Source organism: Bradyrhizobium sp. USDA 3256, from assembly GCF_054058275.1.
Map to the genome: position 1 here is coordinate 2,046,505 of NZ_JBSSAE010000002.1, position 25,237 is coordinate 2,071,741.

21 protein-coding genes and 1 pseudogene are annotated in these 25,237 nt (G+C 63.8%); 16 read left to right on the forward strand and 6 right to left on the reverse strand.

What is annotated here, in order from left to right; all coding sequences use genetic code 11:
• Window positions 1-84: 84 nt before the first annotated feature.
• Window positions 85-639, forward strand: a complete 555-nt coding sequence (gene rfbC, locus ACVWY5_RS11180; protein WP_028331576.1) for a dTDP-4-dehydrorhamnose 3,5-epimerase — start codon at window positions 85-87, stop codon at window positions 637-639.
• Window positions 639-1,550 carry a dTDP-4-dehydrorhamnose reductase gene (rfbD, locus tag ACVWY5_RS11185; protein ID WP_028331575.1) on the forward strand — a complete coding sequence of 304 codons (912 nt, stop codon included), beginning with the start codon at window positions 639-641 and terminating at the stop codon, window positions 1,548-1,550. Before rfbC ends, rfbD begins: the two co-directional genes overlap by 1 nt.
• A gap of 135 nt (window positions 1,551-1,685) precedes the next feature.
• Here the strand turns inward: rfbD and ACVWY5_RS11190 are convergent, their stop codons facing one another.
• Window positions 1,686-2,993 (reverse strand): UDP-glucose dehydrogenase family protein, encoded by a 1,308-nt coding sequence (locus ACVWY5_RS11190; protein ID WP_028331574.1) that lies wholly within the window; start codon window positions 2,991-2,993, stop codon window positions 1,686-1,688.
• A gap of 231 nt (window positions 2,994-3,224) precedes the next feature.
• On the opposite strand from ACVWY5_RS11190, the gene ACVWY5_RS11195 reads away from it, so the two are divergent.
• On the forward strand, window positions 3,225-5,564 hold the full coding sequence (locus tag ACVWY5_RS11195; RefSeq protein WP_321176776.1) for a glycosyltransferase family 2 protein: 2,340 nt from the start codon (window positions 3,225-3,227) through the stop codon (window positions 5,562-5,564).
• On the opposite strand, the gene ACVWY5_RS11200 is transcribed toward ACVWY5_RS11195, so the two are convergent.
• Both ACVWY5_RS11200 and ACVWY5_RS11205 read right to left on the reverse strand, forming a co-directional pair.
• Entirely contained in the window at window positions 5,505-7,787 is a 2,283-nt protein-coding gene (locus ACVWY5_RS11200; RefSeq protein WP_456671773.1) for a glycosyltransferase family 2 protein, read from the reverse strand. The two genes, ACVWY5_RS11195 and ACVWY5_RS11200, sit on opposite strands and share 60 nt — an antisense overlap.
• A 298-nt stretch (window positions 7,788-8,085) precedes the next feature.
• Complete coding sequence (locus ACVWY5_RS11205) at window positions 8,086-9,009, reverse strand: hypothetical protein (protein WP_038377087.1); 924 nt, start codon at window positions 9,007-9,009, stop codon at window positions 8,086-8,088.
• Window positions 9,010-9,204: 195 nt separating this feature from the next.
• Here ACVWY5_RS11205 and ACVWY5_RS11210 point away from each other — a divergent pair, with 195 nt between their 5' ends.
• The 5 genes and pseudogenes from ACVWY5_RS11210 to galE all read left to right on the forward strand — a co-directional run bounded on the left by ACVWY5_RS11210 (window position 9,205) and on the right by galE (window position 13,630).
• Entirely contained in the window at window positions 9,205-10,440 is a 1,236-nt protein-coding gene (locus ACVWY5_RS11210) for a glycosyltransferase family 4 protein (protein ID WP_028331571.1), read from the forward strand.
• 15 nt (window positions 10,441-10,455) lie between these two features.
• On the forward strand, window positions 10,456-11,118 hold the full coding sequence (locus ACVWY5_RS11215) for a ParA family protein (protein ID WP_028331570.1): 663 nt from the start codon (window positions 10,456-10,458) through the stop codon (window positions 11,116-11,118).
• Window positions 11,119-11,453: 335 nt separating this feature from the next.
• A complete protein-coding gene (locus tag ACVWY5_RS11220) occupies window positions 11,454-12,083 on the forward strand; it encodes a transglutaminase-like cysteine peptidase (protein ID WP_028331569.1) in 630 nt (209 codons plus the stop codon).
• 158 nt (window positions 12,084-12,241) lie between these two features.
• The gene (locus ACVWY5_RS11225; RefSeq protein WP_028331568.1) at window positions 12,242-12,496 is read left to right on the forward strand and encodes a hypothetical protein; all 255 of its coding nucleotides are present in this window, start codon (window positions 12,242-12,244) and stop codon (window positions 12,494-12,496) included.
• A 139-nt stretch (window positions 12,497-12,635) separates the two neighbouring features.
• Window positions 12,636-13,630 (forward strand): annotated as a pseudogene (gene galE / locus ACVWY5_RS11230) (UDP-glucose 4-epimerase GalE).
• Between the two features lie 100 nt (window positions 13,631-13,730).
• On the opposite strand, the gene ACVWY5_RS11235 reads toward galE, so the two are convergent.
• A complete protein-coding gene (locus ACVWY5_RS11235; protein WP_028331567.1) occupies window positions 13,731-14,717 on the reverse strand; it encodes a UbiA family prenyltransferase in 987 nt (328 codons plus the stop codon).
• A 36-nt stretch (window positions 14,718-14,753) separates the two neighbouring features.
• Window positions 14,754-16,322: a hypothetical protein gene (locus ACVWY5_RS11240; protein ID WP_028331566.1), complete on the reverse strand. Its 1,569-nt coding sequence runs from the start codon at window positions 16,320-16,322 to the stop codon at window positions 14,754-14,756.
• 126 nt (window positions 16,323-16,448) lie between these two features.
• Here ACVWY5_RS11240 and ACVWY5_RS11245 point away from each other — a divergent pair, with 126 nt between their 5' ends.
• Window positions 16,449-17,603: a hypothetical protein gene (locus ACVWY5_RS11245; RefSeq protein WP_028331565.1), complete on the forward strand. Its 1,155-nt coding sequence runs from the start codon at window positions 16,449-16,451 to the stop codon at window positions 17,601-17,603.
• Window positions 17,600-17,833, forward strand: a complete 234-nt coding sequence (locus ACVWY5_RS11250; protein WP_244482546.1) for a hypothetical protein — start codon at window positions 17,600-17,602, stop codon at window positions 17,831-17,833. Before ACVWY5_RS11245 ends, ACVWY5_RS11250 begins: the two co-directional genes overlap by 4 nt.
• An 18-nt stretch (window positions 17,834-17,851) precedes the next feature.
• Here the strand turns inward: ACVWY5_RS11250 and ACVWY5_RS11255 are convergent, their stop codons facing one another.
• Window positions 17,852-18,211: a VanZ family protein gene (locus tag ACVWY5_RS11255; protein WP_321176775.1), complete on the reverse strand. Its 360-nt coding sequence runs from the start codon at window positions 18,209-18,211 to the stop codon at window positions 17,852-17,854.
• A gap of 411 nt (window positions 18,212-18,622) precedes the next feature.
• Between ACVWY5_RS11255 and ACVWY5_RS11260 the strand changes: the two genes are divergently transcribed.
• The 6 genes from ACVWY5_RS11260 to ACVWY5_RS11285 all read left to right on the forward strand — a co-directional run bounded on the left by ACVWY5_RS11260 (window position 18,623) and on the right by ACVWY5_RS11285 (window position 24,877).
• Window positions 18,623-19,285, forward strand: a complete 663-nt coding sequence (locus ACVWY5_RS11260) for a response regulator transcription factor (protein WP_028331562.1) — start codon at window positions 18,623-18,625, stop codon at window positions 19,283-19,285.
• A gap of 216 nt (window positions 19,286-19,501) precedes the next feature.
• Window positions 19,502-20,878 carry a sensor histidine kinase gene (locus ACVWY5_RS11265; RefSeq protein ID WP_028331561.1) on the forward strand — a complete coding sequence of 459 codons (1,377 nt, stop codon included), beginning with the start codon at window positions 19,502-19,504 and terminating at the stop codon, window positions 20,876-20,878.
• A gap of 385 nt (window positions 20,879-21,263) precedes the next feature.
• Window positions 21,264-22,265, forward strand: coding sequence for a helix-turn-helix transcriptional regulator (locus ACVWY5_RS11270; protein ID WP_198400265.1), 1,002 nt, complete (start codon window positions 21,264-21,266; stop codon window positions 22,263-22,265).
• Between the two features lie 284 nt (window positions 22,266-22,549).
• Complete coding sequence (locus tag ACVWY5_RS11275) at window positions 22,550-22,684, forward strand: hypothetical protein (protein ID WP_283090226.1); 135 nt, start codon at window positions 22,550-22,552, stop codon at window positions 22,682-22,684.
• 162 nt (window positions 22,685-22,846) lie between these two features.
• Window positions 22,847-23,218: a hypothetical protein gene (locus ACVWY5_RS11280; protein ID WP_051375973.1), complete on the forward strand. Its 372-nt coding sequence runs from the start codon at window positions 22,847-22,849 to the stop codon at window positions 23,216-23,218.
• A 264-nt stretch (window positions 23,219-23,482) separates the two neighbouring features.
• Window positions 23,483-24,877, forward strand: coding sequence for a hypothetical protein (locus ACVWY5_RS11285; protein ID WP_028331559.1), 1,395 nt, complete (start codon window positions 23,483-23,485; stop codon window positions 24,875-24,877).
• The last annotated feature ends 360 nt before the right edge of the window (window positions 24,878-25,237 follow it).

A 25,237-nucleotide genomic window follows, 5' to 3' on the forward strand; every position in this document is an offset into this window, starting at 1 on the left:
ACATAACATATAGCGTGCGCTGCACAAGTTTGTTATGAGAGGGGAATTAACATTTCAAGCGCGTCAAACTGGAACAAATGTTAGATGAACGTCATCAAGACCGAGCTTCCTGAAGTCCTGATCGTCGAGCCGAAGCTGTTCGGCGACCAGCGCGGCTTCTTCCTCGAGACCTACCAGTCTCCGCGTTATGTCGAGCACGGCATCACGCGTCCGTTCGTGCAGGACAACATGTCCCGCTCGGCCTATGGCGTGCTGCGCGGGCTGCATCTGCAAAACCCGGTCACCCAGGGCAAGCTCGTCTCCGTGCTGCGCGGCAAGGTGCTGGACGTTGCCGTCGACGTGCGCGTCGGCAGTCCGAATTTCGGCAAGCATGTCGCGGTCGAATTGAGCGAGGAGAACCGCCGACAATTGTGGGTGCCGCGCGGCTTCGCCCACGGCTTCGTGGTGCTCTCGGAGACCGCCGACTTCTTCTACAAATGCGATGATTTCTACAGCCCCAAGGACGAGCTCTCGATCCGGTGGAATGATCCCGCGATCGGGATCAAATGGGGCGTCGACAAGCCACAGCTGTCGGCCAAGGATGCGGACGCGCCGCTCCTCGCCGACGCCAGCAACCTTCCGACCTATGGACAAATCTGATGCGGATCTTGTTGACGGGAACACGCGGCCAGGTTGGCAGTGCGCTCAAGCCTTTGCTGGAAAGCCACGGCACGATCATCGCGCCACCCACCGCGGAGTTCGATCTGTCGAAGCCGGAGATGCTGACGAGCCAGCTTGAGAGTCTGAAGCCCGATCTCATCATCAATCCGGCTGCCTATACCGCCGTCGATCGCGCCGAGGACGAACGCGAGCTGGCGTTCCTGGTCAACGCGAAGGGACCTGAAGCGATCGCCAAATGGGCTGCGGCGAACCGCGTGCCGCTGGTGCATTTCTCCACGGACTACGTCTTCAATGGTTCGGGCGACAGGCCGTGGCGCGAGGACAGCCCGACCGAACCGCTGTCGGCCTATGGCGCCAGCAAGCTCGCCGGCGATGTCGCGATCCAGGCGGCGGGCGGGGCGCATCTGATCGCGCGCACCTCATGGGTTTATGCCGCAAAGGGCACGAATTTCCTGCGCACGATCGCGCGGCTCGCCGGCGAGCGCAAGGAATTGCGGATCGTGGCCGATCAGATCGGTGCGCCGACCACGGCATCAGCGATCGCCGGAGCGGTCGCCGGCATCGTCCTGCCGAACCTCACCACGTTGCACGATCAGCTCGTGCGCAGGGGCGGTGTCGTCAATCTCGTCTGCGCCGGCGAAACCAGCTGGCACGGCTTCGCAACCGCCATTGTCGGCGGGCTGAGATCTCGCGGCGTCACGCTGGCGGTCGAGAACATCGCTCCGATCGCAGCCGCCGATTTTCCGACCAAGGCGGTGCGTCCGGGTAATTCGCGGCTGGATCTGTCGCGGCTGAAGGCGCAGTTCGGCGTGGCGATGCCGACCTGGCAGGAAGCGCTGGCGCGCGAACTGGATGCATTTGTCCAGCTTGGCGCGCCCGCCCACGCTTAAGGCGCCTTCGGAAGCGGATGCCGGTGCGCGTGCAGAAAACGCGTCAGACAAGAAGAGAGCCTTGGTCCTGATTTGATCAGAACCAAGGCTCCAGGATTGAACCGACCGGCGGCTATCGCCGCCGGGCGCGAGCGCTCAACGCGGCCGACCGATACTGTCGTAGGTGAAGCCGTGTGCGGCCATCTCGTCCGGACGGTAGATGTTGCGCAGGTCGACGACGACCGGATGCTTCATCTCCTGCTTGATGCGCTTGAGATCGAGCGCGCGGAACTGGCGCCACTCGGTCACGATCACCAGCGCATCGGCCTGGCGCGCGCATTCATAGGCATCCTTGCAGTACTCGATTTCAGGCAATTCCTTGCGCGCCTGCTCCATGCCGATGGGATCGTAGGCACGAACCTTGGCGCCGAAGTCGATCAGGCCGTTGATCAGCGGGATCGAAGGGGCCTCGCGCATGTCGTCCGTATCGGGTTTGAAGGTCAGGCCGAGCACGCCGATGGTCTTGCCGCGCAGCTCGCCGCCGAGCACGTTGGCGACCTTGCGCGCCATCGCGCGCTTGCGGTTGTCGTTCGCGGTCAGCGTGGCCTCGACGATTTTCAGCTGGACGTCGTGGTCGAGCGCCGTCTTGAACAGCGCGCGGGTGTCCTTCGGGAAGCAGGAGCCGCCATAGCCGGCGCCGGCATGCAGGAACTTGGTTCCAATCCGGTTGTCGAGCCCGATGCCGCGCGCCACCTCCTGCACGTTCGCCCCGACTCTTTCGGAGAGATCGGCGATCTCGTTGATGAAGGTGATCTTGGTGGCAAGGAAGGCATTCGCGGCGTATTTGATCAATTCGGCCGTGCGTCGCGCGGTATAGAGGATCGGCGCCTGGTTCAGGTAGAGCGGGCGATAGACTTCGCCCATCACCCTCTTGGCCCGATCGTCCTCGGTGCCGACGACGATGCGGTCGGGATGGCGAAAATCCTGGATCGCGGCGCCTTCGCGGAGGAATTCGGGGTTCGACGCAACGGCGAAATCGGCGTCGGGATTGGTTTCGCGGATCAGGCGTTCAACCTCGTCGCCGGTGCCCACGGGCACGGTCGACTTGGTCACCACCACGGTGAACTTCTTGAGCGCCGCGCCGATCTCCTTGGCGGCAGCATAGACGTAGCTCAGGTCCGCATGGCCGTCGCCGCGCCGCGAGGGCGTTCCGACCGCGATGAACACGGCATCGGCATCCGCGACGGCGCCCGCAAGCTCCGTCGTGAAGGTCAGCCGTCCGGCGGCGGCGTTGGTCTCGACGAGCTTATCGAGGTCAGTTTCGTAGATCGGGATCTTGCCGCGCTTCAGGGCTTCGATCTTGCCGGCGTCCTTGTCGACGCAAACGACCTGGTGGCCGAAATCGGCAAAACACGCTCCGGATACGAGACCTACATATCCCGTTCCAACCATTGCAATCTTCATGAATCCGCTCGTCGATCAGTGTGGAGAGGAGGAGTTAGCACTAGCACAATTGGCGCCGATAACGCCAAGTTTTATAGCGTATAGTTTGTGTTGGAGGTCGGCGGCTTTTTGTGCAAACGGTGATCGCTCGGTGCAGCTGAGCGCCCGCTAGTCACCTCGGGCGCACCATGGACACATTCTCAACTTGAAATCGACCGACAATCGAGCTGCCGTTTGAGGGTGGACATGAGCATGAAGACGATTGGCAAGCAGAAGCCCTCAGGAGCTGAATACGCGTCGTTGCAAACGCAGTTCTCCAGATCCGATCGCACGACGTTTTCCGGGTTTGTCTATGATCGCGCCGATCTCGGCCGACGCTACACCGTCGACCTGCTCGTCGACGGCGAGCCATACATGTCATCATTGTGTGACGAGTTCGTAACAGAGCTTGCCGACGCCGGGATCGGTGACGCTCGATTTGGCTTTACCTTCAACGTGCAGGATCAGGTCAGCGCGAACGCCGGGATCATTGAGGCAAGGCTGGCAAATATCGGCACTCCCGTCGGTGCTCCAATTCGCTGCGATGTCGCTGCGCCGGAAGCGCGATGGCACCGGATCGGTGATATCGAGTGGGTCGGAGGTCTGCGCTTCGAAGGCTGGCTTGCTCAGGACATCGACGAGGACATCGAAATCCTGATCGCGCAACGTCCGGTGATGACCGTGAAGCCGACCGGGTGGACCAACGTTGCGCGGGGCGGCGAGTTCGGCGTCGGCCGCCGGATCGATTTTCATCTGCCCGAGCATTTTGCGGACGGTCGCATGCGTGGACTATCCGCGCGGACGATTTCGGGACGGAGCCTGATCTCGGAGCCGATTTCCTTCGTCGCTTTCGATCGCGGATTGGAGCAGACGCTCGCGGATCTCGGGCGCTGGGAGAGCGAGCGGCTTCGTGGAGAGCTGTTCGACCGGGTGCTGCCGGCCTCGCTGCCGTTTTACGCCTATCGCGGCTGGAAGGAGCGCTTCTCGCCGACGACTCAATCCGAACAGTCTGATCTTGCATCCGAGGCGGCAGTGGTCCTGATCGGCGATGTCAGGGTGGACGAGAGCATCGAAAGCCTCGAAGCGCAACGGCACTCCGCCTGGTCGGCGGTGTCCCTGCCGGCGCGGGCGTTCAGTCAATTCGATCCAAAAGCAGCGCGCGAATTTGTCGAGGGCGATGCCGCCGGCAGCGCGTTCTTTGTGTTTTGTCTGAGCGGAACGATCCTCGCGGACGACACCTTGCAGCGTTTCGCCGATCTATTCGCGTCCGAACCCGGCTGCGATCTCGTCTATGGCGACGTCGAAGTTGCTGCGGGCGCCGGCACTGTCTGGCCGCTGGCGTTTTCGGCATTCGATCTCGAGCGCGCGCTCGAGCAGGGCTATGGGGCGTATTGTTTTGCGGTGCGCCGGGAACGTGCCCTGGAAGCGCTGCGATCGGCGACGTCGCTCTACGACATCTTCCTCTGCTGCGCGGAGCCGGATCGAACCTATCATCTTCCGGGATCGGTTGCGGCATTGCCGCGGATCGATGCATCGGCCGCCACCGCCGAACTGGTCGCCGCAAGCAAGGCGTATTTTGCCAGGGCCGGCATCGAGGCCAATGTCGAGCCGCGAAAAGCAGGTCTTCTTCCGGCCGTTCAGGTCAAGCGCGCCGTCGATTGGAACGAGCGCACCACCATCATCATCCCGACCAGAAATCGCGCCGAGCTGCTCAAGCGATGCATCGAGACCGTCATGCCGGCGGCAAATGAGACGAACGCCCGGATCCTCGTCGTCGACAACAGCTCGACCGAGCCGGAAACGCTGGACTATCTGGAGAGCCTCTCGCAGGAAATCGACGTCATCTCGGTCGAGGGGCCCTTCAACTTCGCATTCATCAACAACGCCGCCGTCGCTTGCGTCGATACCGAGAACATCTGCTTTCTCAACAATGACGTCGAGGCGCTCGACGACAGCTGGCTGGCGGAGATGCTGTGGCGGCTCGCCGCTCCCGATGTCGGAGCCGTCGGTGCAAAGCTGCTCTGGCCGAGCAGCGTCGTGCAGCACGGTGGAGTGGTGCTGGGGGCCAATTTCTCGGCCGCGCACGCCTTCAACGACCGGATGGATGGTGATCCCGGCTATGGCGATCTGCTTCAGGTGGCGCACGAATGCTCGGCGGTGACGGGCGCGTGCCTCTTGATGCGCAAGCGCGATTTCGTGGCCGTCGGCGGCATGGACGAGATCCGCTTTCCGATCAGCTTCAACGATATCGATTTGTGCCTGAAGCTGCGCCAGCTCGGAAAGCGGATCGTGTTCACGCCGGACGCGAAACTCGTTCATCTGGAGTCGGCAAGCCGCGGTCGCGATTCCGCGCCGGATCGCAGGGCACGCTTCAGGCGCGAGTTGTCGATCCTGCGCGCGAAATGGGGAGATGTGCTGCTCGACGATCCCTATTACAGCCCGCTGCTGGGGCTGGATTCGACGCCGTTCTCCTCGCTCGCATGGCCGCCGCGATCATGGAAGCCGCGTGCCAACCTGCCGCCGGTGTCGACCGCTCCTCCGATCGGGTTGTAGCAGGACGTCCTCGACCGCCCAGTCGCGTACGGCAGCAATCGTTGCATCGGCATCAAAGCCTGGCTGCAGCTTCAGGTCCGTGCTGCGGCCACGCCCCGGAGGCGTCGGGCTCCATTCCGTCGCGGCGATCGGCAGCCCGGTTGCCAGTAGCGCTTCCACCAATGGATGACCAAATGCTGGTTCGCCGATGTCGAGAACCAATTTCGTGATGCCGTGACCTTCGATGAGCGTGGCGACGTCGTCGACGGCAATATCGCCGGTGACGATCACATTCGTGCGCTGCATCAGCTTGAGATCGTCGAGCGTACTCCCCAGCACGACGATCTCGATGTCTTCGTCGGCGTCGGCCAGTTGATCGCTCAACGCTCGTATGAAGCGAAATTCCGCGGCGCTGGTGTGCAGGACCAGCAGGCCGAGACGCGCGGGGCCGCTCACCTCGGGATACAGCGCCGGCGGCACGGGCGGGTCGCTCAGCCTCACGACTTGCAGGCCGAGAACGGCTTCCGAAAAGGCTGCGCCGTCGTCATCGATCGCAGTCACGCGCCGCGCTTCGGCGACCAGGCTTGTCCAAGCCGGATGAACGCCCGATCCGACCGCCGTGCGCATTGCAAGCGCGGTGTCTGTGATCAGGAGGTCGTAGGCAAAGTGTTGCGTGAGCTGCGCCAGACATGCGCCGGGAATGCGGTTCGGCTCCGCAATCTCGAGCGACCGGGTTCCGAGATCGGCGAGAAACCTCAGAAGAGCTTCGCGATCCTCGGGCGTCGCAACGTCGAGTGCGATCGACTGCGGCGCTCCGCCATCCGGATCAAACATCGCAGCCAGCTGGCGTTGTCCCTCGGAGCGGATCTGCACGACCAGGCCGTGCTGGCCCTCTGCAGCCAGCTGCCGGCAGCGCCTGATGGCAATTGCGCGGCCGGCGGACGAGCCGCAGAGGATGACAGATGGGCCGGCGGCGACCTGCTGGCTCGCGAGCAGCTTGAGCTCAAGTGCTGCGCGGTAATCGCGGAGCGGATCGGCAAGCAGGAATGCGGCGCAGTCCGTCGCATAGCGCCGGTAACGGTGTTCGAGAACGCGAAGATTTCGCATCACGAGCGAACGCTTCTCGCCCAGAAACGAGCGAGAACCCTCGTGCCCGACAAAAACCGAAGGAATGCAGACGTTGCGGAAGCCGGCCTCCGCCGCGCGTAGGCAGAAGTCGACGTCTTCGAGATAGCCGCGATAGAAGTCATCGGAGAGCTCGCGCACGGCGTCGAGGCATTCGCGGGTAATGTAGAGGCAGAACCCGATGCCGTTGGGGATGTCGATCGCAATCCCGGAATTGGTTCTGCCTGCAAGTTCGTCCAGCAATTCGATTTCGCCGGCCGCGGGCAGGGGATTTGACCGGTTCGGGATTGGAAAACTGGTGTATTCGCCGTTGTTCGACAGCGGGGTCGCCGTGCCCACCCTCGGCGTCGATTGCACCGCGCTGCGCAGGCGTTGCAGCGCGTATTTCGGCACGATCGTGTCCGAGTTCAGCAGCACGACGTCGCCGGCGCCGGTCTCGCCGAGCGCCCGGTTGACCGCACCGACAAAGCCGAGATTGTGCTCGTTGGTCAGGAGCCGGATGCGGAACTCGGCGGCGAGCTCGCTGAGCAAGCGCTTGATGTCGGGCTCGGGCGACGCATCGTCCACGACGACGATGGTCGAGCCCGGCGTGCAGGCGAGCGCATTCAACGCGCTGTCGATGCAGGCTCGCGTTGCGGCCAGATCCCCATATACCGGGATGATGATGGTGAGCGGAGAAGGTTCGCCGTTTCGAAGGCGAGCCGGCCGGCGTGGTGCGGCCCGGTGATCCGGAACGCGGTTGGCCGGGAGTTGAACACTTGCGATCACCCGGTCCGCCTGCGTGATCTGCAGGCGCTGCGAGGTCGCGGACGCGGGCCGGATCAGACGGAAGCTCGCAGCCTGTCGCCCGTCACGCGCGAATCTGTGGCGTGGATCGGCGGGAAGCTGGATCGTGCTGGATTGATCCGCCTGCGCCAGCGAAAGGTGCGGGTCGCCCGGCCCGCGCCACGTCACCCATCCCTTCACCTCTTCGTCCAGAAAGTCGATGCGGGCGCAGCTGTCCTGGCCGCTCTGTTCGAGCAGCAGCAGGGCGGCCCTGACCGAATCCGGATCGTCGTCACGCCGCGTGACGCTTCGCGCCGCCTCGATCTGCTGAAGGTCGTCGCCCCAAGCCATCATTCGCCGGGCAGCGACCAGATCGTCCGGCTCGAGCTCGAGCGCCCTCGCGACGCCGGCGATGGCCGCATCCCTGAGGTCGAGATGAAACAGCGCTTCCGCGCGCAGCAGATGGGCGCGGGCGCCCGGATGCGGCAGGATCCGGCAGCGGCGGTCGGCGAGCGCGAACGCCAGGCGGAAATCACGCGCCTCGAGCGCCCCGACAGCGGCCCGCTCGAGATCGACGTGGTGGAGCGTTTTGGACGTAAAGGCGATCCTGCGCGCGTCGGCGGTCAAGTGGCGCCCTTATCTGCCCGCATGGTCAGCCTGCCGTCTTGACGGCGCCCTGCCGGCTCCGGAACACGCGCACCCGTCCCTCGAGGCGCGGTCCGTCCTGGTGCGGCATCGGAGTGGCGGGTTCGACCCGCCTCGGCTGCTGGGGCGCGAGAGGGGCCGCCTGCACCCGGCGCTCCTCGAGATTGAGCTTGAGGCCCACCAGCGGTTCCCGTCCGGAAGGACCCGACACCACAATACGGTTCCCGGTGACCCGCAGGGTCGGAGCTCCCAGGAAGATGGTTTCAGCCGCGATGGCGTAGCGATCCGCGCCGGGACCCGAGGCCTCCAGCGAGAACCCCGTGATGGCCAATGCGCGTCCCCGGGTTCCGGCAAAGGTTCCGAGAGGAACGAACTGGTTGTCGCCCCGCTGCGGCCTGGCGAACTTGACGGCGTATTGCAGGTGGAGATCGTGCGGCTTGTTGGGCCATTCGAGGGAAATTCCCTCGATCCGGGCCGGCGCGGACGGTCCGGCAATCCAGACATTCGAGCCGACGGTCACGTCGCCCAGACCCGCGACATGCGCGAGCAGCTTGAGGTCGCTCAACTTGCCGGGTCCAGCCTCCGGCTCGAACATGTCGAATGGCTGGCCGGCCGGCTGCTCAGCCGGCTGTCCCTGGGTCAGCGGCTCGATCTTGATATTGGCGGCGGTCGACCCGCCGACGCGCCCTGCCGTGACCTCGACGATCAGGCGGCTCGGTCGGGCGACCGACACGACCAGCGCGGTCTCGGGCGCGAACAGGGTTCCATTGACCACGTCCGGTCCGGCAATGATATTACAATTGTTAAGACTGGCGCGATCCGCGTATACGCGCACCACCGGAGGTGACACCTTATCATCTGCGCCATTGTATCGAACCAGGAAGAGACCCCGTGCCAGATCAATGGTTTTCTGCTGAATCTGTTCGTTCATTGTCGCCTGCGAGCCTAACGGAATGGATTGATAAGTCTCCCGCAGTGTGCCCCAAAAATCTGTGTGATAGAAGGGGGCTTAATGTTAATCCGGTAAGATAGTTTTGCCCGCCAATCGATGACATACCCGCCGGTGATGATGCAGACCCTGACCCCAATCGAAGACCGCGCGGCCGGGGGGCGCGCTCGCCCGCCAATGAACGTCCTGTTCGTCCACAATAACTTTCCGGCCCAGTACCGCCACATTGCGCGTGCGCTCGCAGAGCAGCCCGGCAACAGGGTCGTTGCGGTCGGTTCATCGACCGCGAGCACGACGCCGGATATCCGGCTGCTCAAATATTCGACGACCAAGACGGATTCCGCGGTCGTCCATCCGTTTGCCCGGCGCTTCGATGTCGAATCGCGGCGTGCCGAAGAGGTTCTGTACGCGCTGTCGTCGCTGTCGGGGCAGGGCTTCGTGCCCGACCTGATCTTCGCGCATCCCGGTTGGGGCGAGACGCTGCCGCTGCGCACGATGTTTCCGCGCGCGCGGATCATCCTCTATTGCGAATTCTACTACGGTGCCGAGGGCAGGGACGTCGGCTTCGATCCCGAATTTCCCATGACCGGCCTTGATGGCAATGTCGCGCTCCATCTGAAGAATGCGACCACGCTGCTGGCGCTCACGGAATGCGACACGGGCGTCTCGCCGACGCCATGGCAGAGGTCGACCTTTCCCGCCGAGTTTCAGAGCAAGATCGAGGTGATCCACGAGGGCGTCGACACCGACGAGGTGAAGCCCAACCCGGTCGCGCGGTTTCAGCTTCCGAACGGTGCGACGCTGTCGGCGGACGACGAAGTGATCACCTACGTCTCGCGCAACCTCGAGCCGGTGCGCGGATTCCATATCTTCATGCGGTCCCTGCCGAGGATCCTCGCCGCGCGGCCGAATGCGCAGGTTGTGATCGTCGGCGGCAGCGGGACATCCTACGGCGCGAACCCACCCAAGGGTTCGAGCTGGAAGTCGATGTTCCTCGACGAGATCAAGTCGGACATCGACCTGCGCCGGGTGCATTTCCTCGGCCGGATTCCTCGGAAACCGTATCTCGAGCTGCTGCAGATCTCCTCGGTGCACGTCTATCTGACCTATCCCTTCGTGCTGTCCTGGTCGCTGCTGGAGGCGATGAGCGCGGGATGTGCGGTGGTGGCATCCGACACCGCCCCGCTTCGCGATATCGTCTCGGACGGCAACGGCCTGCTGGTGCCGTTTTTTGATATTGATGCGCTGTCGGATCAGGTAGTCTCGGTGCTGTCACGGCCCAAGGCCTTCAAGAAGATGCGGATGAAGGCGCGCAGCTTCGTGCGGGACAATTACGACGCAAAGCGGGTCTGTCTGCCGCGGATGCTGACGCTCGTTGATGAAGGTGTCCTCCCGCGTACGTACGGGGGATAACGCCAGGAGTTTGCGATGCCGCTTGTCATCTCGGTTGCCCAGCGCAAGGGCGGGGTCGGAAAGACGACCCTTGCGGTTTTGCTCGCCGCAGAACTGGATCGGCGCACGGGCGTGGTGGGACTGGTCGACGCCGACTCGCAGGCGTCCGCGTGTCACTGGGCCGAGCCCGGCAATCTGTCGTTCCCCGTCTACCAGCTTGATCCGGAAACCCGCCCCGTGGCCGAATGGGCCAAGCTGATGCGTCAGATTCCGCATCAGATCATCGTGGTGGACTCCGCGCCGAACGATCGGGTGCTGGGCGCGGTGCTCGCGGTCGCCAATATCGTGCTGATGCCGTGCACGCCGTCCGGCCTTGACATCGAGGCCACCGCGCGGACGCTCGACATTGTGCGGGAAGTGCGTGCCACGCGGCGAACGGCGCTCCGTGCCATGATCGTGCCGAACCGCGTCGACCAGCGCACGCTCGAAGGCCAGCAGCTGATCGAGGAGCTGGATACGCTCGACGAGGAGATCGGGCCGATGATCGGCAGTCGCTCGGCCTATGTTCGCGCCGTCGCCTTGGGGCAATCGGTCGCCGATTTCGCCGGCGGCACCCCCGCGGATCTCGAGATCAAGATGCTTGCCGATCTCGTCATGAGCTGGTGCGGGATCGCACCCAGGCAACGGGTGACGATTTAACAGAGCGCGCCGGCCGCTTCACGTCAGGCTAACCACGCCGGCATGGAAGCAAGCAGTTCCACGCCGCAACCAGCCCCTTGATTTGATGACGGCGTCTGATGGCGGCATCCGCGGAAACCGCGGGAAAGAGCCAAAAAAGCACAAACAACGCTGCGATCTGTTGATCTTCGCGCGCGTTATCACTTGACAGCCTAGAGCTGGTCGGCGCGGGAACCTGCCCTGGTTAACAAACTGCGTACGCGCACCCTCGCATTTGAAGCAAATGCCGCCGCGCGCTTGAGCCCAAGGTCAAGACATTTCCCGTACATGCTTCCCGTCACTGTGGGGAGTGAAGAATGTACAACGTCAAGAGAGTGATGGCCCTGGTTCTGGCCGTCCTTGCGCTCGGGACAAGCGCACAGAACACCCAGGCTGGAATGGTCGGCTTCCCGCTGCCGCTGCGCGGCGTGATCGGGAAGATCCGCTTCAGCGAGCCGACGCTGGCGCCGATGGCCTACACCATGTTCTGCATGCGCTATGCCGACGAGTGCAAGCCGAAAGCCCGCGCCCGGATGGTGTTCCGCGGCGGCGCCACACGGCTGACCAAGCAGCGCATCGCCGACCTGATCGAGGTCAACGCGTCGGTCAATCGCAGCATCGCGCCGCAGCGCAACGAGCGCGGCCTTGCCGGCGAGGAATGGTTGATCAATCCGGCGCGCGGCGATTGCAACGACTATGCCGTCAGCAAGCGCCACGAACTGCTGGCGCGCGGCTGGCCGATGCGCGACCTTCTGCTGAGCGAGGTCGTGACCTCCTCCGGCGAGCACCACCTCGTGCTGGTGGTCCGCGCCAAGGGTGGAGACATCGTGCTCGACAATCTGAATGTGCAGATCCGCAGCTGGTCGCAGGCGCGTTATCGTTGGGTCAGGATGCAGACCCCGGCGAACCCCGACCACTGGGCCGGCGTTGCGCAGGCCGGCGCCTGAATTTCTGAACGAGCCCCATCGATCGAACGTGTCGCGGCGAGACATTTCGCCGCGCCATTTTTCGTATCCGAGACGATCGCCAAAGCGCTGCGGCGATATTACCGGAACGATTGGAGGCATCGACGGTTGATCCCGGTCCAACCCATCGAGGCATCGACATGAAGCTGGCCGGCCTTGTCACAACAGCGGCGCTGGTCGTCGCCACCGCCCCGGCGCTTGCACAGGGCACCGGACAGACCACGCAGGGCGCAACGCGCTATTCGATCGATGGACCGGGCGGTGGTGTTCCGACATCGCGGCCGCAGGCGACCCGGCCGGTCCCGCCGGCAACACCGGCTTACCCTTACGTGAGACCGTCGCGGCACGGGCCGCCGGTCGGTCAACGGACCAACGTGCCGCTCGGGTCGCGCTAACCGTCGCTTCGGCTGCAAATCCGTTCGGTCTTAACGCTATTCCTATCGTCATTTTGCCGCCTCGGACGGAATGTCGTACCCATGCGGCCGTTGCGTCAGTTGAGACGCAGGATTTGTCGCGCGAGGACGACAGTTTCAAATGGCAAGCAGGGGTTCGATCCTCATCACGGGTGGCGCGGGATATATCGGATCCCATTGCGCTAAGGCGGTTGCCGAGGCCGGGTTTCTGCCGGTCGTCTACGACAATTTGTCCACCGGTCACCGTGATTTCGTGCGATGGGGGCCGCTCGTGATCGGCGACGTCGCCGACCACGACAAGATCGCCGCCATTATCGGCGAGCACAATGCGCTCGCGGTGATGCATTTCGCTGCGTTCAGTGCGGTCGGCGAGTCCGTGGCGGATCCGCAGAAATACTTCAGCAATAACGTTGCCGGCACGCTCGGCCTGCTGCGCGGCATGCGGGAGGCGGGCGGCGACCGCCTGGTGTTTTCCAGCACCGGCGCGGTCTATGGCAACGCCGGCCGCGATCCAATTCCCGAGAGTGCCGCGGGTCCGACCGTCAATCCCTACGGCCGTTCCAAGTTCATGATCGAGCAGATCCTGGCCGACTACCGCGCGGCCTATCGGTTCAACTCGGTCTGCCTGCGCTATTCAACGCCTGCGGCGCCGACGCCTCCGTCACCATCGGCGAACTTCGCGATCCCGAGACGCATTTGATTCCGCGCGCGCTGATGGCGCTGCTGGGGCACGTGCCGGACTTTGCGATCTTCGGCGAAGACTATGAGACGCCTGATGGCACCGCGGTGCGCGACTACATCCATGTCGACGATCTCGCGAGCGCCCATATCGCGGCGCTCGAGCTGCTGCTGAAGGGCGACGCCGGCGGCGTGTTCAATCTCGGCACCGGCACCGGCTATTCGGTGCGCCAGGTGCTCGATGCGATCCGCGCCGAGACCGGTGAAGCGGTGCCGAGCGTCGTGCGCGAGCGCCGGGCCGGCGATCCGCCGATCCTGGTGGCCGATCCCTCCAGGTCGGAGCGCGGCCTCGGCTTCAAGGCCAGCCGGTCCGATCTCGGCTACATCATTCGCTCGGCCTGGGCCTGGCATCAGAAGGCGCATCCGCGCCGGCGGTAGAGCATGATCCGGAAAAGTGCGAAGCGGTTTTCCCTCGCGACAAACGCGGAACGCGTTTGCGCGGAGATCATGCTCAAATATCGATCAAGCCGCGAGAGGCTCAATTCAATGTGATGTAGTGCTGTTCGGCCAATCGCGCGAGGAACGGCATGTCGACAAGGCTTGCTACCAGGAAGACGGCAACCAGCGCCAGCACGAGCAGCATCAGGCCGCGCTCGCCATAGAGCTTCTCGGGTTTCTGCGCCGACGAACCCGGCGACGTCGACATCGAGAAGTAGGTGGTAAACAGCATCACCACCAGCGGCATCGCGAGGACATACTCGATGCGGTACTTCACCAGGAACACCGAGAGGAAGAACACCGAGAACAGCGAATAGCTGAGGCACGAGGCCGTCAGCGACACTTCGGTATAGTGCGCGAAGCTCGCGCGGTAGCGCGCCAGCAGCTCCCTGCCGTGGGACGCGGCAATCTCGCGATATTCGGACAGCCGCTTGGCCGCCATCAGGAACGCGCCGCCAAACCAGTAGCACAGGATCACCGAGCCCGGCGGCAACGAGGTCGGGTCGATCATCGCCCAGCCGATCAACAGCCGCAGCGGATTGTTGACGGATTCCGAGATGACGTCGAAATAGGCCTTGTCCTTGCTGCGGAGCGGCGGGACATTGTAGACGACGCCCTGCAGGGCGAAGATGCCGGTTGCGAACAGCATCAGGCGGCTGCTCGCAGATGCGCAGACGAGGCCTAGCGCGACCAGCAGCAGCCACTCTAGCCCGATGATCTTGCCGTCCATCGCGCTCTGCACCGCGGAGCGTTGCGATTTGGTCGGGTGATGCCGGTCGAAGTCGCGGTCGAACCATTCATTGATCACATAATTGGCCGACGCGATGCAGATCGCGGCCACGAGGCCGAGGACGATCGCGCTTGCGATATGCTCGCCTCTCGGGCCGCGCAACAGCCAGGCGAGGACAATCCCGGGAACGATGAAGATGTGCTTGGTGCTGTGATCGAGCCGCAGGATGGCGAGATACTGCCGGATGCTTGCGGCCGGCGGCTTGCCGGCTTCGACCTTGCTGTCCATCAGCGCCATCGCGCGGTCCTTTTTCTGTCGTCGTTGATCGATCGCCTAGTTGAGGAGGTAGACGTCGAAACTCTCGTCGGTCTTGGCGGGGCCGAAGCGGCGGAGCATCGTGGTCGCTTCGCGGAAATCGCGGATCTGCGCCGCTGAGGCACGGAACGTCCGCCAATCCTTGCCTTCGTCGTAGATCCGGTCGGGCGTGATCTCGTCGAGCCGGTAGGCCAGCAGGATGATGACGGGCGCGCTGGTCGTGTCGCGAAGCTCGCGGGCAAGGCGCAGGGTCTCGCCGAGATCGCTGTCCATCTTGCCCTTGCGCGAGAAGATCACGACGCTGCCGAATTTGTGGTCGCGCGCCAGATAAGTCCGGTTCTTGACGTAGTAGGGCAGCGCCTCGACCAGCCATTCCGGCTCGCCGAGGATCAGTGCATTGGTGAGATCGGCGCGCGAGGCGATCAGGCGGCCGAGATCGGCGCTGCGGCTCGCAACCATGCCGGTCACCGCGTTGCGCAAATCGTTGATGCCGGCGGCGGTCTGGATCGCGAGCACCAGCAGGAGCGACACGCGTCCGATCGCCGGCAAGCGCCGGTCGAGCCACGCCCGAGAGCCGGTTGGCGCGGTGACCCGGCTCCAGCCGATCCAGTAAAGCGCGATCAGGAAGCTGAGCCAGACCGCGGCATGTCGGTAGGCACCGTTGGCGGCGACGGCGAAGAACAACGACGTCAGCAACACGGCGGCGATGGCGGCGAGGAAGGCCGGTCGCCGCGGCAAGAGCCCGAGCGTCGCGCCGAACAGCAGCACCGATCCCGCGACCCCCGGCAGCAGATTGGCAAACAGCGCGCCCAGCGACGTCGCGCCGGGGTTCACCAGGGACAGGATTGCCGCCGCCAGCGGTGACTCGTGCGACCAGTCCCGGGCCGCGGCGTCATTATAGGTCGGCAGCATCGTCGCCGCGCAGATGACGACGCCTATCGTCGCGATCGTTGCATTGATCGCGAAATTGGTGAGTGGCGGCGACCAGCGCCAGCCATCGGTCTCGAGCAGGTCGAGCAGCCAGAACAGCAGGAATGCGCCGGCCATGATCGCGCCGACGACGTTGGTGTTGGCGAGCAGGAATAGCAGCGCACCGAGCAGCAAACCACGGTCGCGGTGGGCCCGATAGCAGGCCGCGATCGCGAACAGGAACAGGGCCGAGATGCCGTAATTCCTGGCCATCACGACATATTCAAACAACAGCGCATGGCCCGTGATCAGCAGCAGGACCAACGGTCGTGGGAATGGTGACCGGAAGATCAGCAGTGCGACCGTGATGAGCCCGACCACGAAGGCGACGGCGGGCAGCACCTCGACCCGATCGAACACGGCATGCGCGCCGCGCAGCAGAAGGTACCAGAGGGCAGGGTGGCCCTCGCCATGCAACCCTCTCAGCATGGCGACCGGATCGTCGCCGTTCAGGGCAATGGTGAGCGCGCGGACCTCGTCGCGCCACATCACGTGACGGCCGATCTGGAAGCCGACCGGCGCAACCCATCCCGCGAGGAGCAGAACGTCCGGCCAGGATCGGCGGTCCCGCTTGGGCGCGAACAACCACTGGTCCATGATGTGCAGAGAACGGGTCAAAGAATCCTGCTGCTGCTCGGATCGGGACGGTCAAACCGTGGCGTCATCTGCCGGCTTGGTGGTTTGTGTTAACAGTAAAATCCACATAGAATGTTGTAACATTATGGGCAAGCCAGACTAACATTTATGACGCCGACGCCGGCCCAGAGAACGGTCAGGGACATCGGTCCTGCGCATCCCGAGGTGGAGTTCGCGCTGGTGCTGGCGCGAACCATCGATTCCGTGAGCGCCGACCCGCAGCAGCTGCGCAGCGCGGTCTACGAGCTCGCGCGGCAGAAGCTGCAGCAGCTCGCGCACGAGGATCCGACGGAAAAGCAGCGTCTGATGCAGGCGCTGGAAGTGGCGATCGAAGGCGTCGAAGCGCACACCAAGAGCAATGTGATCGAGAAATTCGCGGTGCCGCCGGCACGGGCGCTGCCCGCATTCCTCGAGGCGGCGGGCGCCGCGCGGCGGATCGAGGCACCGCCGCGGATCGATGCCGAGGCGGCATGTGTCACGACCCTCGATCGCGTCGAGCCTGCGGTGGCGCGCGGTCCGCGATGGTCGTCGTCGGCGCCGCTTCGTTACGTTGTCATGCTGGCGTTCTTCGGGCTGATCGCGGCCGTTGTCCTGCTGCAGCAACGCGGCGTGTCATTGGCCGCGGCCCGCGCAATGATTGCCGGCACGCTGGCATCGGCGCCGCCTGAAACCCAAAGGCCGGCGGTGGTCGCGGCCGTCCCGGCGCCGGTCGCTGTGGCCGAGCCGCCGGCGCCAAGACGGCCATTGCCGACCGCCTACGGCGTCTACGCCGAGAGCGGCGGCAAGCTCTACGAGCTGCAGCTGATCCAGGGGCGTGCGCCGGATCCGCGGGTGGCGATCTCGGCGGCGATCACCAGGCCGAGCGAGACCACGCTGCCGGACGGACATCTCCGCTTCATCGTGTTCCGGCGCGAGGGTGCCGGCGGCGCCTCCGACCTGATCGATGTGCGTCTGATCGCGCATGTGAGCCAGCAGACCACGTTCGACGCGACCGGCAAGCCGGTGGTCTCGCCGGGCGACGATACCTGGGTGATCCGCAACATCTCGATCCCGTTCCGCGCGGCGCCGCTCAAGGACGATCCGCAGATGTTCGAGGTCCTGCCGCGCGACGACGCGCCGCTGCCGCCGGGACGTTACGCGTTGATCCTGAAGGCGCAGGCCTACGATTTCACGGTCGAGGGCGCGGTCACCGACAAGCGGCATTGCCTGCAGCGGCTGGCGGCTGCGAACGGCGTGTTCTACTCGGAATGCGAGAAACCGTGAGCGGGGTGTCCGTCCGGTTCAGTGTCGTGCTGGCGCTCCTGCTGGCATCGCGTGCCGCCGTCGCCGCACCGGCCGCCGAGACCGCAAAGCGCTGCCTGCGCGCGGCCTACATGGTCTACCCCTACAAGCGACCGGGGGCCGTGCCGATGAATGGCGATCGGCTGCATTTCTTTCAGCAATGCATGGCGCAAGACGACACGAAGTCGGCGGAAGCGCCGAAGCGCGATTGAGCGCAATGCGCCGGCCGCTCAGTTCGCGGACTGTTCCACGTCCGACCTCAGCCGGCCGAGCTGGTAGCGCAGCGCGAGCAGCATGAAGCGACCGACGCCGATGCCGACGAGACCTCCCGCCACCTTGACGATCGCGTCGATCAGGCGGCCGTGACGGTCCGGTGTCAGGAATTGCATTGCTTCGAGCGTGAACGCGCTGAAGATGACAAGGAGCACGATCAGCGCAGTGCGCCGCGGGTAGCCCAGCACGAAGGCCAGCGCCATCACGGCGAACGCAGCGAAATGCTCGATCTGTGGATGGAACAGCGAGGGACGGTCCTGGATCGGGGACAGTGTCACGAAGGCGATGAACGCAAGCGCAAGCCAGCCTGCAATCACGCCGAACCTCCGTATCTTTGAAACAAGCAACGCGTTCTTCCCGGTCCATGTGCGCTGGGCGCGCCGGGGTTGAATTAGCGCATCGCCGGTGTCAGCGACATGGAAATGGTCGTCGAAGGTTAACTTGCCGGTCGACTGCAAATGACCCGACATGTTGCCCGTGCTCTGTCCGCTTGAAGGTTGCCAGCAACAATTGGTTTCAAGTTTTGGGTATTTAAATACCTTAGACTGAAACCCAATCTCACTTCGCGCGCATCTCATGGAGGGAACCAGGGGTGCTTGCGCGGGTTCCCGGGATGGTGCACCTGACGAAAAAATAAGCGGCGCCTTGCGGGTCCATTCATAAGCCGTTCACGGCCGGAAGCCTCATTTGGTGCCGGAATGTCGTAATGCTCACTCTCGGAGGCCAAAGTGCGTCTGCTCGTCGTTGAGGATGACCCGGATCTGAACCGCCAGCTCACCACCGCCCTGACGGACGCCGGCTATGTGGTCGATCGCGCGTTCGACGGCGAGGAGGGGCATTTCCTTGGCGACAGCGAGCCCTATGACGCGGTCGTGCTGGATATCGGGCTGCCGAAAATGGACGGTATCTCGGTGCTCGAAGCCTGGCGGCGGAACAAGCGGGTGATGCCGGTGCTGATTCTCACCGCGCGAGATCGCTGGAGCGACAAGGTTCAGGGCTTCGACGCCGGCGCCGACGACTATGTCGCCAAGCCCTTCCACCTCGAGGAGGTGCTGGCGCGGATCCGCGCGCTGCTGCGCCGCGCGACCGGGCATGCCCAGGTCGAACTGAACTGCGGGCCGGTGGCGCTGAATACCCGCACCAAGCGGGTCACCGTCAACGGCAATCCGATCAAGCTGACCTCGCACGAGTACAATCTGCTCGACTATCTGATGCACCACACCGGGCGGGTGGTCTCGCGCACCGAACTGGTCGAGCATCTCTACGACCAGGACTTCGACCGCGACTCCAACACGATCGAGGTGTTCGTCGGGCGCATTCGCAAGAAGCTGGACGTCGATATCATCCAGACCGTTCGCGGCCTCGGCTACATGCTGTCGCCGCCGACCTAAACCATTTTCGAGCGAAGTGGATGCCGGTTCGTTCGCGTGAAGAAAGCGCGGACCAAACAACGGGATAAGAGCATGTCCTATTCAATCGGATCATGCTCTTAAGGTGCTTGATCGCGATGCGGGCATTGGCATGATCCGCGCCAGGAGGACTGGATTCGCCATGTCTGAACTCGCCTTGTCGCGGCCCGCTGACGCGATGTTCGAGCTCGTGCCCTGATGGGCGGCAGCTCGCTTGCGACACGCCTGTTCGTCTCGGCGACCGCCTGGGTGGTGGTGATCCTGGCGATCACGGGCGTCATCCTGTCGTCGGTCTATCGCGACGCGACCGAGCGCGCCTTCGACCGCCGGCTCAATCTCTATCTGCGCACCCTGATCGCCGAAGTGGCGACGCCGGACGAGCCGGCGGACCGCCAGTTCCAGTCGCTCGGCGAGCCGCTGTTCGACCTGCCATTGTCGGGCTGGTACTGGCAGATCACCCGGACCGATACCGAAAAGGGCGAAACCCGCGCCTCGCGCTCGCTGTGGGACAAGAAGCTGCCCAAGCTCGAGGAGCACGGCGCCGAGCTGACCGCCGCCGGGGTCCGCCTCGGCTATGTCGACGGGCCCGAAGGCCAGAGCCTGCGCGTGGTGGAGCGGCCGGTCGATCTCGGCGCCGACGGCAAGTTCCTGGTCAGCGTCGCCGGCGATGCCACCGAGATCTTCGATGAGACGCGCAGCTTCGACTATTATCTCGGCGGCACCTTCGCCGCGCTCGGCGTCGTGCTGCTGCTGACCACGGTCTTCCAGGTGCGCTACGGCCTCGCGCCGCTCAAGCGGATCTCGGATGCGATTGCCGATATCCGGTCCGGCCGCGCCGAGCGGCTGGAAGGCCGGTTTCCGGTCGAGATCGCGCCGCTGGCGCGCGAGACCAATGCGCTGATCGATGCCAACCGGGAGATCGTCGAGCGTTCGCGCACCCATGTCGGCAATCTCGCCCATGCGATCAAGACGCCGCTCTCGGTGATCGTGAACGAGGCGGCCGCCCATGCCGCCGATCCTTTCGCCAGCAAGGTGCTGGAGCAGGCCGATTTGATGCGGGACCAGGTCGCGCACCATCTCGAGCGCGCGCGGATCGCCGCCCGTGCCACCATCGTCAGCACCATCACCGACGTCGCACCTGTGATCGAGGCGCTGCGCCGGACCATGGAGAAGATCCATCGCGATCGCGACCTCTCGATCGAGGCGAAAGCCGATCCGGCGGCACGGTTTCGCGGCGAGCGGCAGGATCTGGAGGAGATGGTCGGCAATCTCGTCGACAACGCCTGCAAATGGGCGGCTTCGCAAGTGGTCGTCGAGGTGACCGTGGTGCCGCCCGAGGCCTCGGGCGCCGGGCCGAGGCTGCGCATTGTGGTCGACGACGACGGGCGCGGCCTGTCGGAAGCCGAGCGTGCCCAGGTGTCGCGGCGCGGCCAGCGGCTGGACGAGTCGAAACCAGGCTCGGGGCTCGGCCTGTCGATCGTGACCGATCTCGCCGGCCTCTATGGCGGCAATCTCGCTCTGAACAACGCGCCGATCGGCGGCCTGCGGGCCGAGCTGATGCTGCCGGCGGTGTAGTATTGTATCTCCGATAGTCTGTCATTCCGGGGCGCGACGAAGTCGCGAACCCGGAATCCAGAGGTTGTGGATCGAGATTCCGGGTTCTCGCTTCGCGAGCCCCGAAATGACGCTGGGTGAATCACACATCAAAAGACACAACACTAAAGCATGATCCGGAAAAGTGCGAAGCGGTTTTCCGAAAAGATCATGCTCAAACAAAGAGCTAAGGCGCGATGACGATTCAACCTAATCTCATCGCGCTTTAGCGTCAGAAGCGGACAAAAGAGGTGCGCTTAGTCGTGTCGGTCAAGCGCCGACAACGGACCATATCGTTTACGATTGCTTAACTGACGTGCCCTTTGTAATGATTTATCGAGGGGCTGCCCCAAGACGGGAGGTCGAGATGCCAACGTCATCTCACCTTTTGCGGTGGTCGACCGAGATGCTTCCGGAGCGCACGCGGTTCTCGACGTTTCGTGAGGAGTTTGCGCGGCTGAACCTCGCGTTGGACGTGATAGACCACAGCGGTGGCCGCCCACGTATCGAAGTCACCTACTTGTCGCTCGGTGCGGTTGGCGTTTGTCGCCTTGTCACGACGCCGGTGGAGTTTATTCGTCACAAACACCACCTCAAGGATAGCCGTGAACAATTCGGACTGAACCTCGTCGAGGCCGGACCGGTCCAATTTGCAAATGCTGGCCAAGAGCATGCCTATGACGTCGGCTCCGCTTGTTTGGTCGATCGGGGAAGGACGCTGCGAGTATTTGGGCCGCGTGGGGGGAGCGTCAAATTCGTAACCGTGCAGGCTGCCGCCCTTAGGTCTCTGGTTGCCAACCCGGAAGATCTATCAGGTCGGCCAGTGCGTTCCGGACCGGCGCTGAGCCTCGTCAACCGCTACCTTCGGTCGCTCGCATCCTTTAAAGAACCTCCGTCATCACAACTGGCCGCCACCGTCAGCGTCCATCTCCTCGATCTTGTAGCTGCGACGCTCGGGCCGACCAACCAAGCAGCAGACATCGTTAGGGAGCGCGGTGTGAAGGCAGCAAAGCTGCAGGCGATCCTGGCGGAGGTCGCGCGACGCTCCAGCGATCCCAATTTCGATTTGAACAAGGTCGCTGGAGCGATCGGCATGTCGCGGCGATACGTGCAAAAATTGCTCGACGAGGGGACCGGAAAGACGTTCACCGAGCACCTTGCAGGATGCCGGCTTCAGCGTGCCTTCGCGATGTTGACTGACCCACACCATCTGCATTTGGCCATCATAGATATCGCGTATGCAGCCGGCTTTGGTGACGTTTCTTATTTCAATCGCACGTTCCGCCGGCACTTCGGCGAGACGCCCTCAGGTGTGCGCGCCGCATCGACCATACGAGAGCAGAAGCGATCCTCCGCCCCCTCACAGTAAGCAATGCATGGGCAGAAGAACCAAACCTGAAAAACACCCGGGTTAAATATCCTCAAGGGGGACAGTCCCGCGTACCCGCTTTCCGAGGCAGGCGCTAAAGTACCTACGCCATCGTCGCCGACCCGGTTCACAGTGCTAGAATTTATAGGCCCATCAATTTTTTTGGACCTCGTTTATCGATCGACCACCAATTTCTGCCATTATCCCACCATTGCAGGTAGGTCGCGATCAGCGGCAGCGAATTCCGAAATTCTCTTGGACCCTTCTTTTCCGAAGGAGAGGCCATGCTCAAAGGCTTCGCAATTGCAATCATCGCGCTGTCTAGCGCATCGCAAGTCGATCAGTACTTCACCAATGGCAGGTACACCGACGCCGTCATGGCGATGCTGAGGCAGATGAGGCACTCGTTCGGCATTTGAACCGCGCGGATCAACCGGGCTTCCCAAGCGCGTCTGCTTGCAGCCCGAAATCGGACGTGAGGGTGACTTCCGCGTGGGACCACAAGCGGAAGAACCTGATCGTATCGTCTCGGGTCCGTCGCCTACCTTGATCCAAGCCACATCATTCTGCGCCAGCGCGAGGTGTTTCTTCTGCGCGTGACAGGGCGATGTCAGAATGCCTTTGAGTGGACCCTGCGCGTTCACTATTTTGCCGACAATGCAGGCTTGACCGAAGCGCAACTGCGCGCATCGGTCCACGGCACTGCCGATGACACCTGTTGGGAATCCGGTGACCGCATCCTCATCCGCCTTGCTGATGAACTGCATGACACGGCCACGATCGGCGATGCACTTTGGGACGACATGCGCCCCGTCATCACCGATGAAGCGATCCTGCAGCTGATATTGCTGGCGGGTCACTATCGAACCAATGCTTACATCTCGAAGGGGCTGCGGGTTCCCGTGGAATCTCGGATCAACCGCCCATTTCCGGTCGCAAAAGTGGAAGTCTGAACCACGTAACCAAATTTCGACGCGCAGGGAGCGCCAGGCGAGCCCATGCGACCTGCGAGGAACGTTCGACGAGGTCCGCCTTGGGACAAGGCGATATCGCTGACGTCCGGTCCGCGTGTCTGCTTCGCCCCTGAAGGCGGGCGTCCCTGTTCTCGCTTCGGCGCCGCTATTATTCCTAAACGGCTTCTTAACGGGCCCGCCGCTATCATTGCGGGCGGACGGGCTGCGGCTTTTGCCGGGTACCAAGCTTTCACGACCGGGCGCATGAGCCAGAAATCGACCGAGCGGCTGAGGGATTATCTCGCACAGCTTCCGCCGCAATCGCAGGCGCTGCTGATGCGCGAGCTGGAGCGCGCCGTCGAACGTGGCGACGACGTCGCGGTCGCCAATCTGGTCCTCGAACAGCTGCGCAAGATCGTGCGCGGGGCCGAGGAGGACGAGCAGATCCAGCCGCGCAGCGATGATCCGGCGCGGCTCCTGTTCCGGCCGCTCGAGCCATTCCTCGCCGAGACCAATTTCCCGACCCGGCCGGGCCAGCTCCGGCGCGCCTCGCTGCTGCCGATCTGGCAATGGCTGGCCCGCGAGGGCGCGCCCGAGGCGGCTCGCGCGTTCGAGGCGGCGCTCGCCGCGGCCACGGAGAGCGGTCCGATGGAAACTGCCGCGCGCAAGTTCCAGCTTGCGGCCGCGGACGCCATCCTCAAGATCGCGGGGCCAAGTCAGGACGATCGCCAACGCGCGCTGTCGCGGGTCGGTCCGCCAAACGTGGTCGAGGACCTGCTGCCGATCGGCCTCGTCCTGCAGGCCCGCGAGGCGCTGGAAACCCTGGGCAGCCGGCTGCCGAGCCAGATCCGCGTGTTCGCCGATTCCCAGATCGCCTCCGCCACGGAAGCGCTCAAGCTGCCGTCGCTGCAGACGCCGCAAATGCTGCCGTTTGCGCTGTCATTGATTGCGCAGCGGCTCGCCGCGCCCTGGCAGATCGTCCGCCTCGCCATCAAGATGGCGGCCTCCGACGACGAACTGCGGGTTGCGGCGACGCCGTACGGTATCGCCGTCACCATCGCGCTGCACGACCTGTCGTTCGTCGCGGCCTGCCTGCGCACCGACATCAGGCGCGGGCATTTCGATTATGTCGGCGAGCAGCTCAAGACCCTGCATGACGGCGTCCGCGGCCTGCGCACCGAGCTCGATCTGCGCAACGATTCCACCTGGGGCCGCCAGCTCACCTCGGTCCGCGCCGATACCTCCAATGCGCTGCAATCGGAGATCGACAGCGTGCCCGGCCGGGTCCGCCGCATCCTGCGCCAGCGCGCCGACAAGGACATCACGGCCGGCGCCAAGATCGACCAGTCCGAAGTCGAGGACGCCGCCGCGCTGATCGATTTCGTCGCGGTGTGCCGCACCTATGCCAGCGAGCTCGCCATCAACGAGGTGACCCTGCGGACCTTCTCCGACCTGCAACATTATGTCGAGCAGTCGACCGAGGGGCTGGTGCAGTCGCTGCGCGGCGGCGACGCGCGGGTCCGGGCCTTCCGCCAGCAGCAGGTCAAGGCCGCGATCCGCTTCTGCGAGGTGCTGTTCGGCCACGACTACGCCTCGTTGATGAACCGGGCGGCCGAAAACGCCGTGACCGGCGAGCGGAAGTCGACGCGCGCGGGGTAGCGAGACCGCGGATAATTACGGGCGAAAAAGAACCAGGGGTGCAGTCCAGCACTGTCACCGTAATTACTGCGTTTGAATTGACGAGAGTCAAACCGCGAGTGCAAGAGCCCTTTCCGCATTCGGGATGGATCACCAATCAAGCGTCCAAGCAGTCCCATCAGCCGCCCTCCGTCCGGATACATAACGCCCATTGTTCATTAGATAGCCAACGAACCGGACGTCGGCGGACGGTTTGCTCTCAACGACTTCATCAGATTTTCGCGAATTGTATAGGGACGCAAATTCCTCGTCAGAGATTTCGCAGTCCGGATAGCATTCGCGATCGAAGAATACCCATCCACCTTCGATGAATTGGGCGGC

Bases quoted from the DNA above. Each gene is read 5' to 3' on its own strand.
- rfbC (WP_028331576.1), top strand. From the start codon at position 85: ATGAACGTCATCAAGACCGAGCTTCCTGAAGTCCTGATCGTCGAGCCG.
- rfbD (WP_028331575.1), top strand. From the start codon at position 639: ATGCGGATCTTGTTGACGGGAACACGCGGCCAGGTTGGCAGTGCGCTC.
- ACVWY5_RS11190 (WP_028331574.1), bottom strand. From the start codon at position 2,993: ATGAAGATTGCAATGGTTGGAACGGGATATGTAGGTCTCGTATCCGGA.
- ACVWY5_RS11195 (WP_321176776.1), top strand. From the start codon at position 3,225: ATGAAGACGATTGGCAAGCAGAAGCCCTCAGGAGCTGAATACGCGTCG.
- ACVWY5_RS11200 (WP_456671773.1), bottom strand. From the start codon at position 7,787: ATGATGGCTTGGGGCGACGACCTTCAGCAGATCGAGGCGGCGCGAAGC.
- ACVWY5_RS11205 (WP_038377087.1), bottom strand. From the start codon at position 9,009: ATGAACGAACAGATTCAGCAGAAAACCATTGATCTGGCACGGGGTCTC.
- ACVWY5_RS11210 (WP_028331571.1), top strand. From the start codon at position 9,205: ATGAACGTCCTGTTCGTCCACAATAACTTTCCGGCCCAGTACCGCCAC.
- ACVWY5_RS11215 (WP_028331570.1), top strand. From the start codon at position 10,456: ATGCCGCTTGTCATCTCGGTTGCCCAGCGCAAGGGCGGGGTCGGAAAG.
- ACVWY5_RS11220 (WP_028331569.1), top strand. From the start codon at position 11,454: ATGTACAACGTCAAGAGAGTGATGGCCCTGGTTCTGGCCGTCCTTGCG.
- ACVWY5_RS11225 (WP_028331568.1), top strand. From the start codon at position 12,242: ATGAAGCTGGCCGGCCTTGTCACAACAGCGGCGCTGGTCGTCGCCACC.
- ACVWY5_RS11235 (WP_028331567.1), bottom strand. From the start codon at position 14,717: ATGGCGCTGATGGACAGCAAGGTCGAAGCCGGCAAGCCGCCGGCCGCA.
- ACVWY5_RS11245 (WP_028331565.1), top strand. From the start codon at position 16,449: ATGACGCCGACGCCGGCCCAGAGAACGGTCAGGGACATCGGTCCTGCG.
- ACVWY5_RS11265 (WP_028331561.1), top strand. From the start codon at position 19,502: ATGGGCGGCAGCTCGCTTGCGACACGCCTGTTCGTCTCGGCGACCGCC.
- ACVWY5_RS11270 (WP_198400265.1), top strand. From the start codon at position 21,264: ATGCCAACGTCATCTCACCTTTTGCGGTGGTCGACCGAGATGCTTCCG.
- ACVWY5_RS11275 (WP_283090226.1), top strand. From the start codon at position 22,550: ATGCTCAAAGGCTTCGCAATTGCAATCATCGCGCTGTCTAGCGCATCG.
- ACVWY5_RS11285 (WP_028331559.1), top strand. From the start codon at position 23,483: ATGAGCCAGAAATCGACCGAGCGGCTGAGGGATTATCTCGCACAGCTT.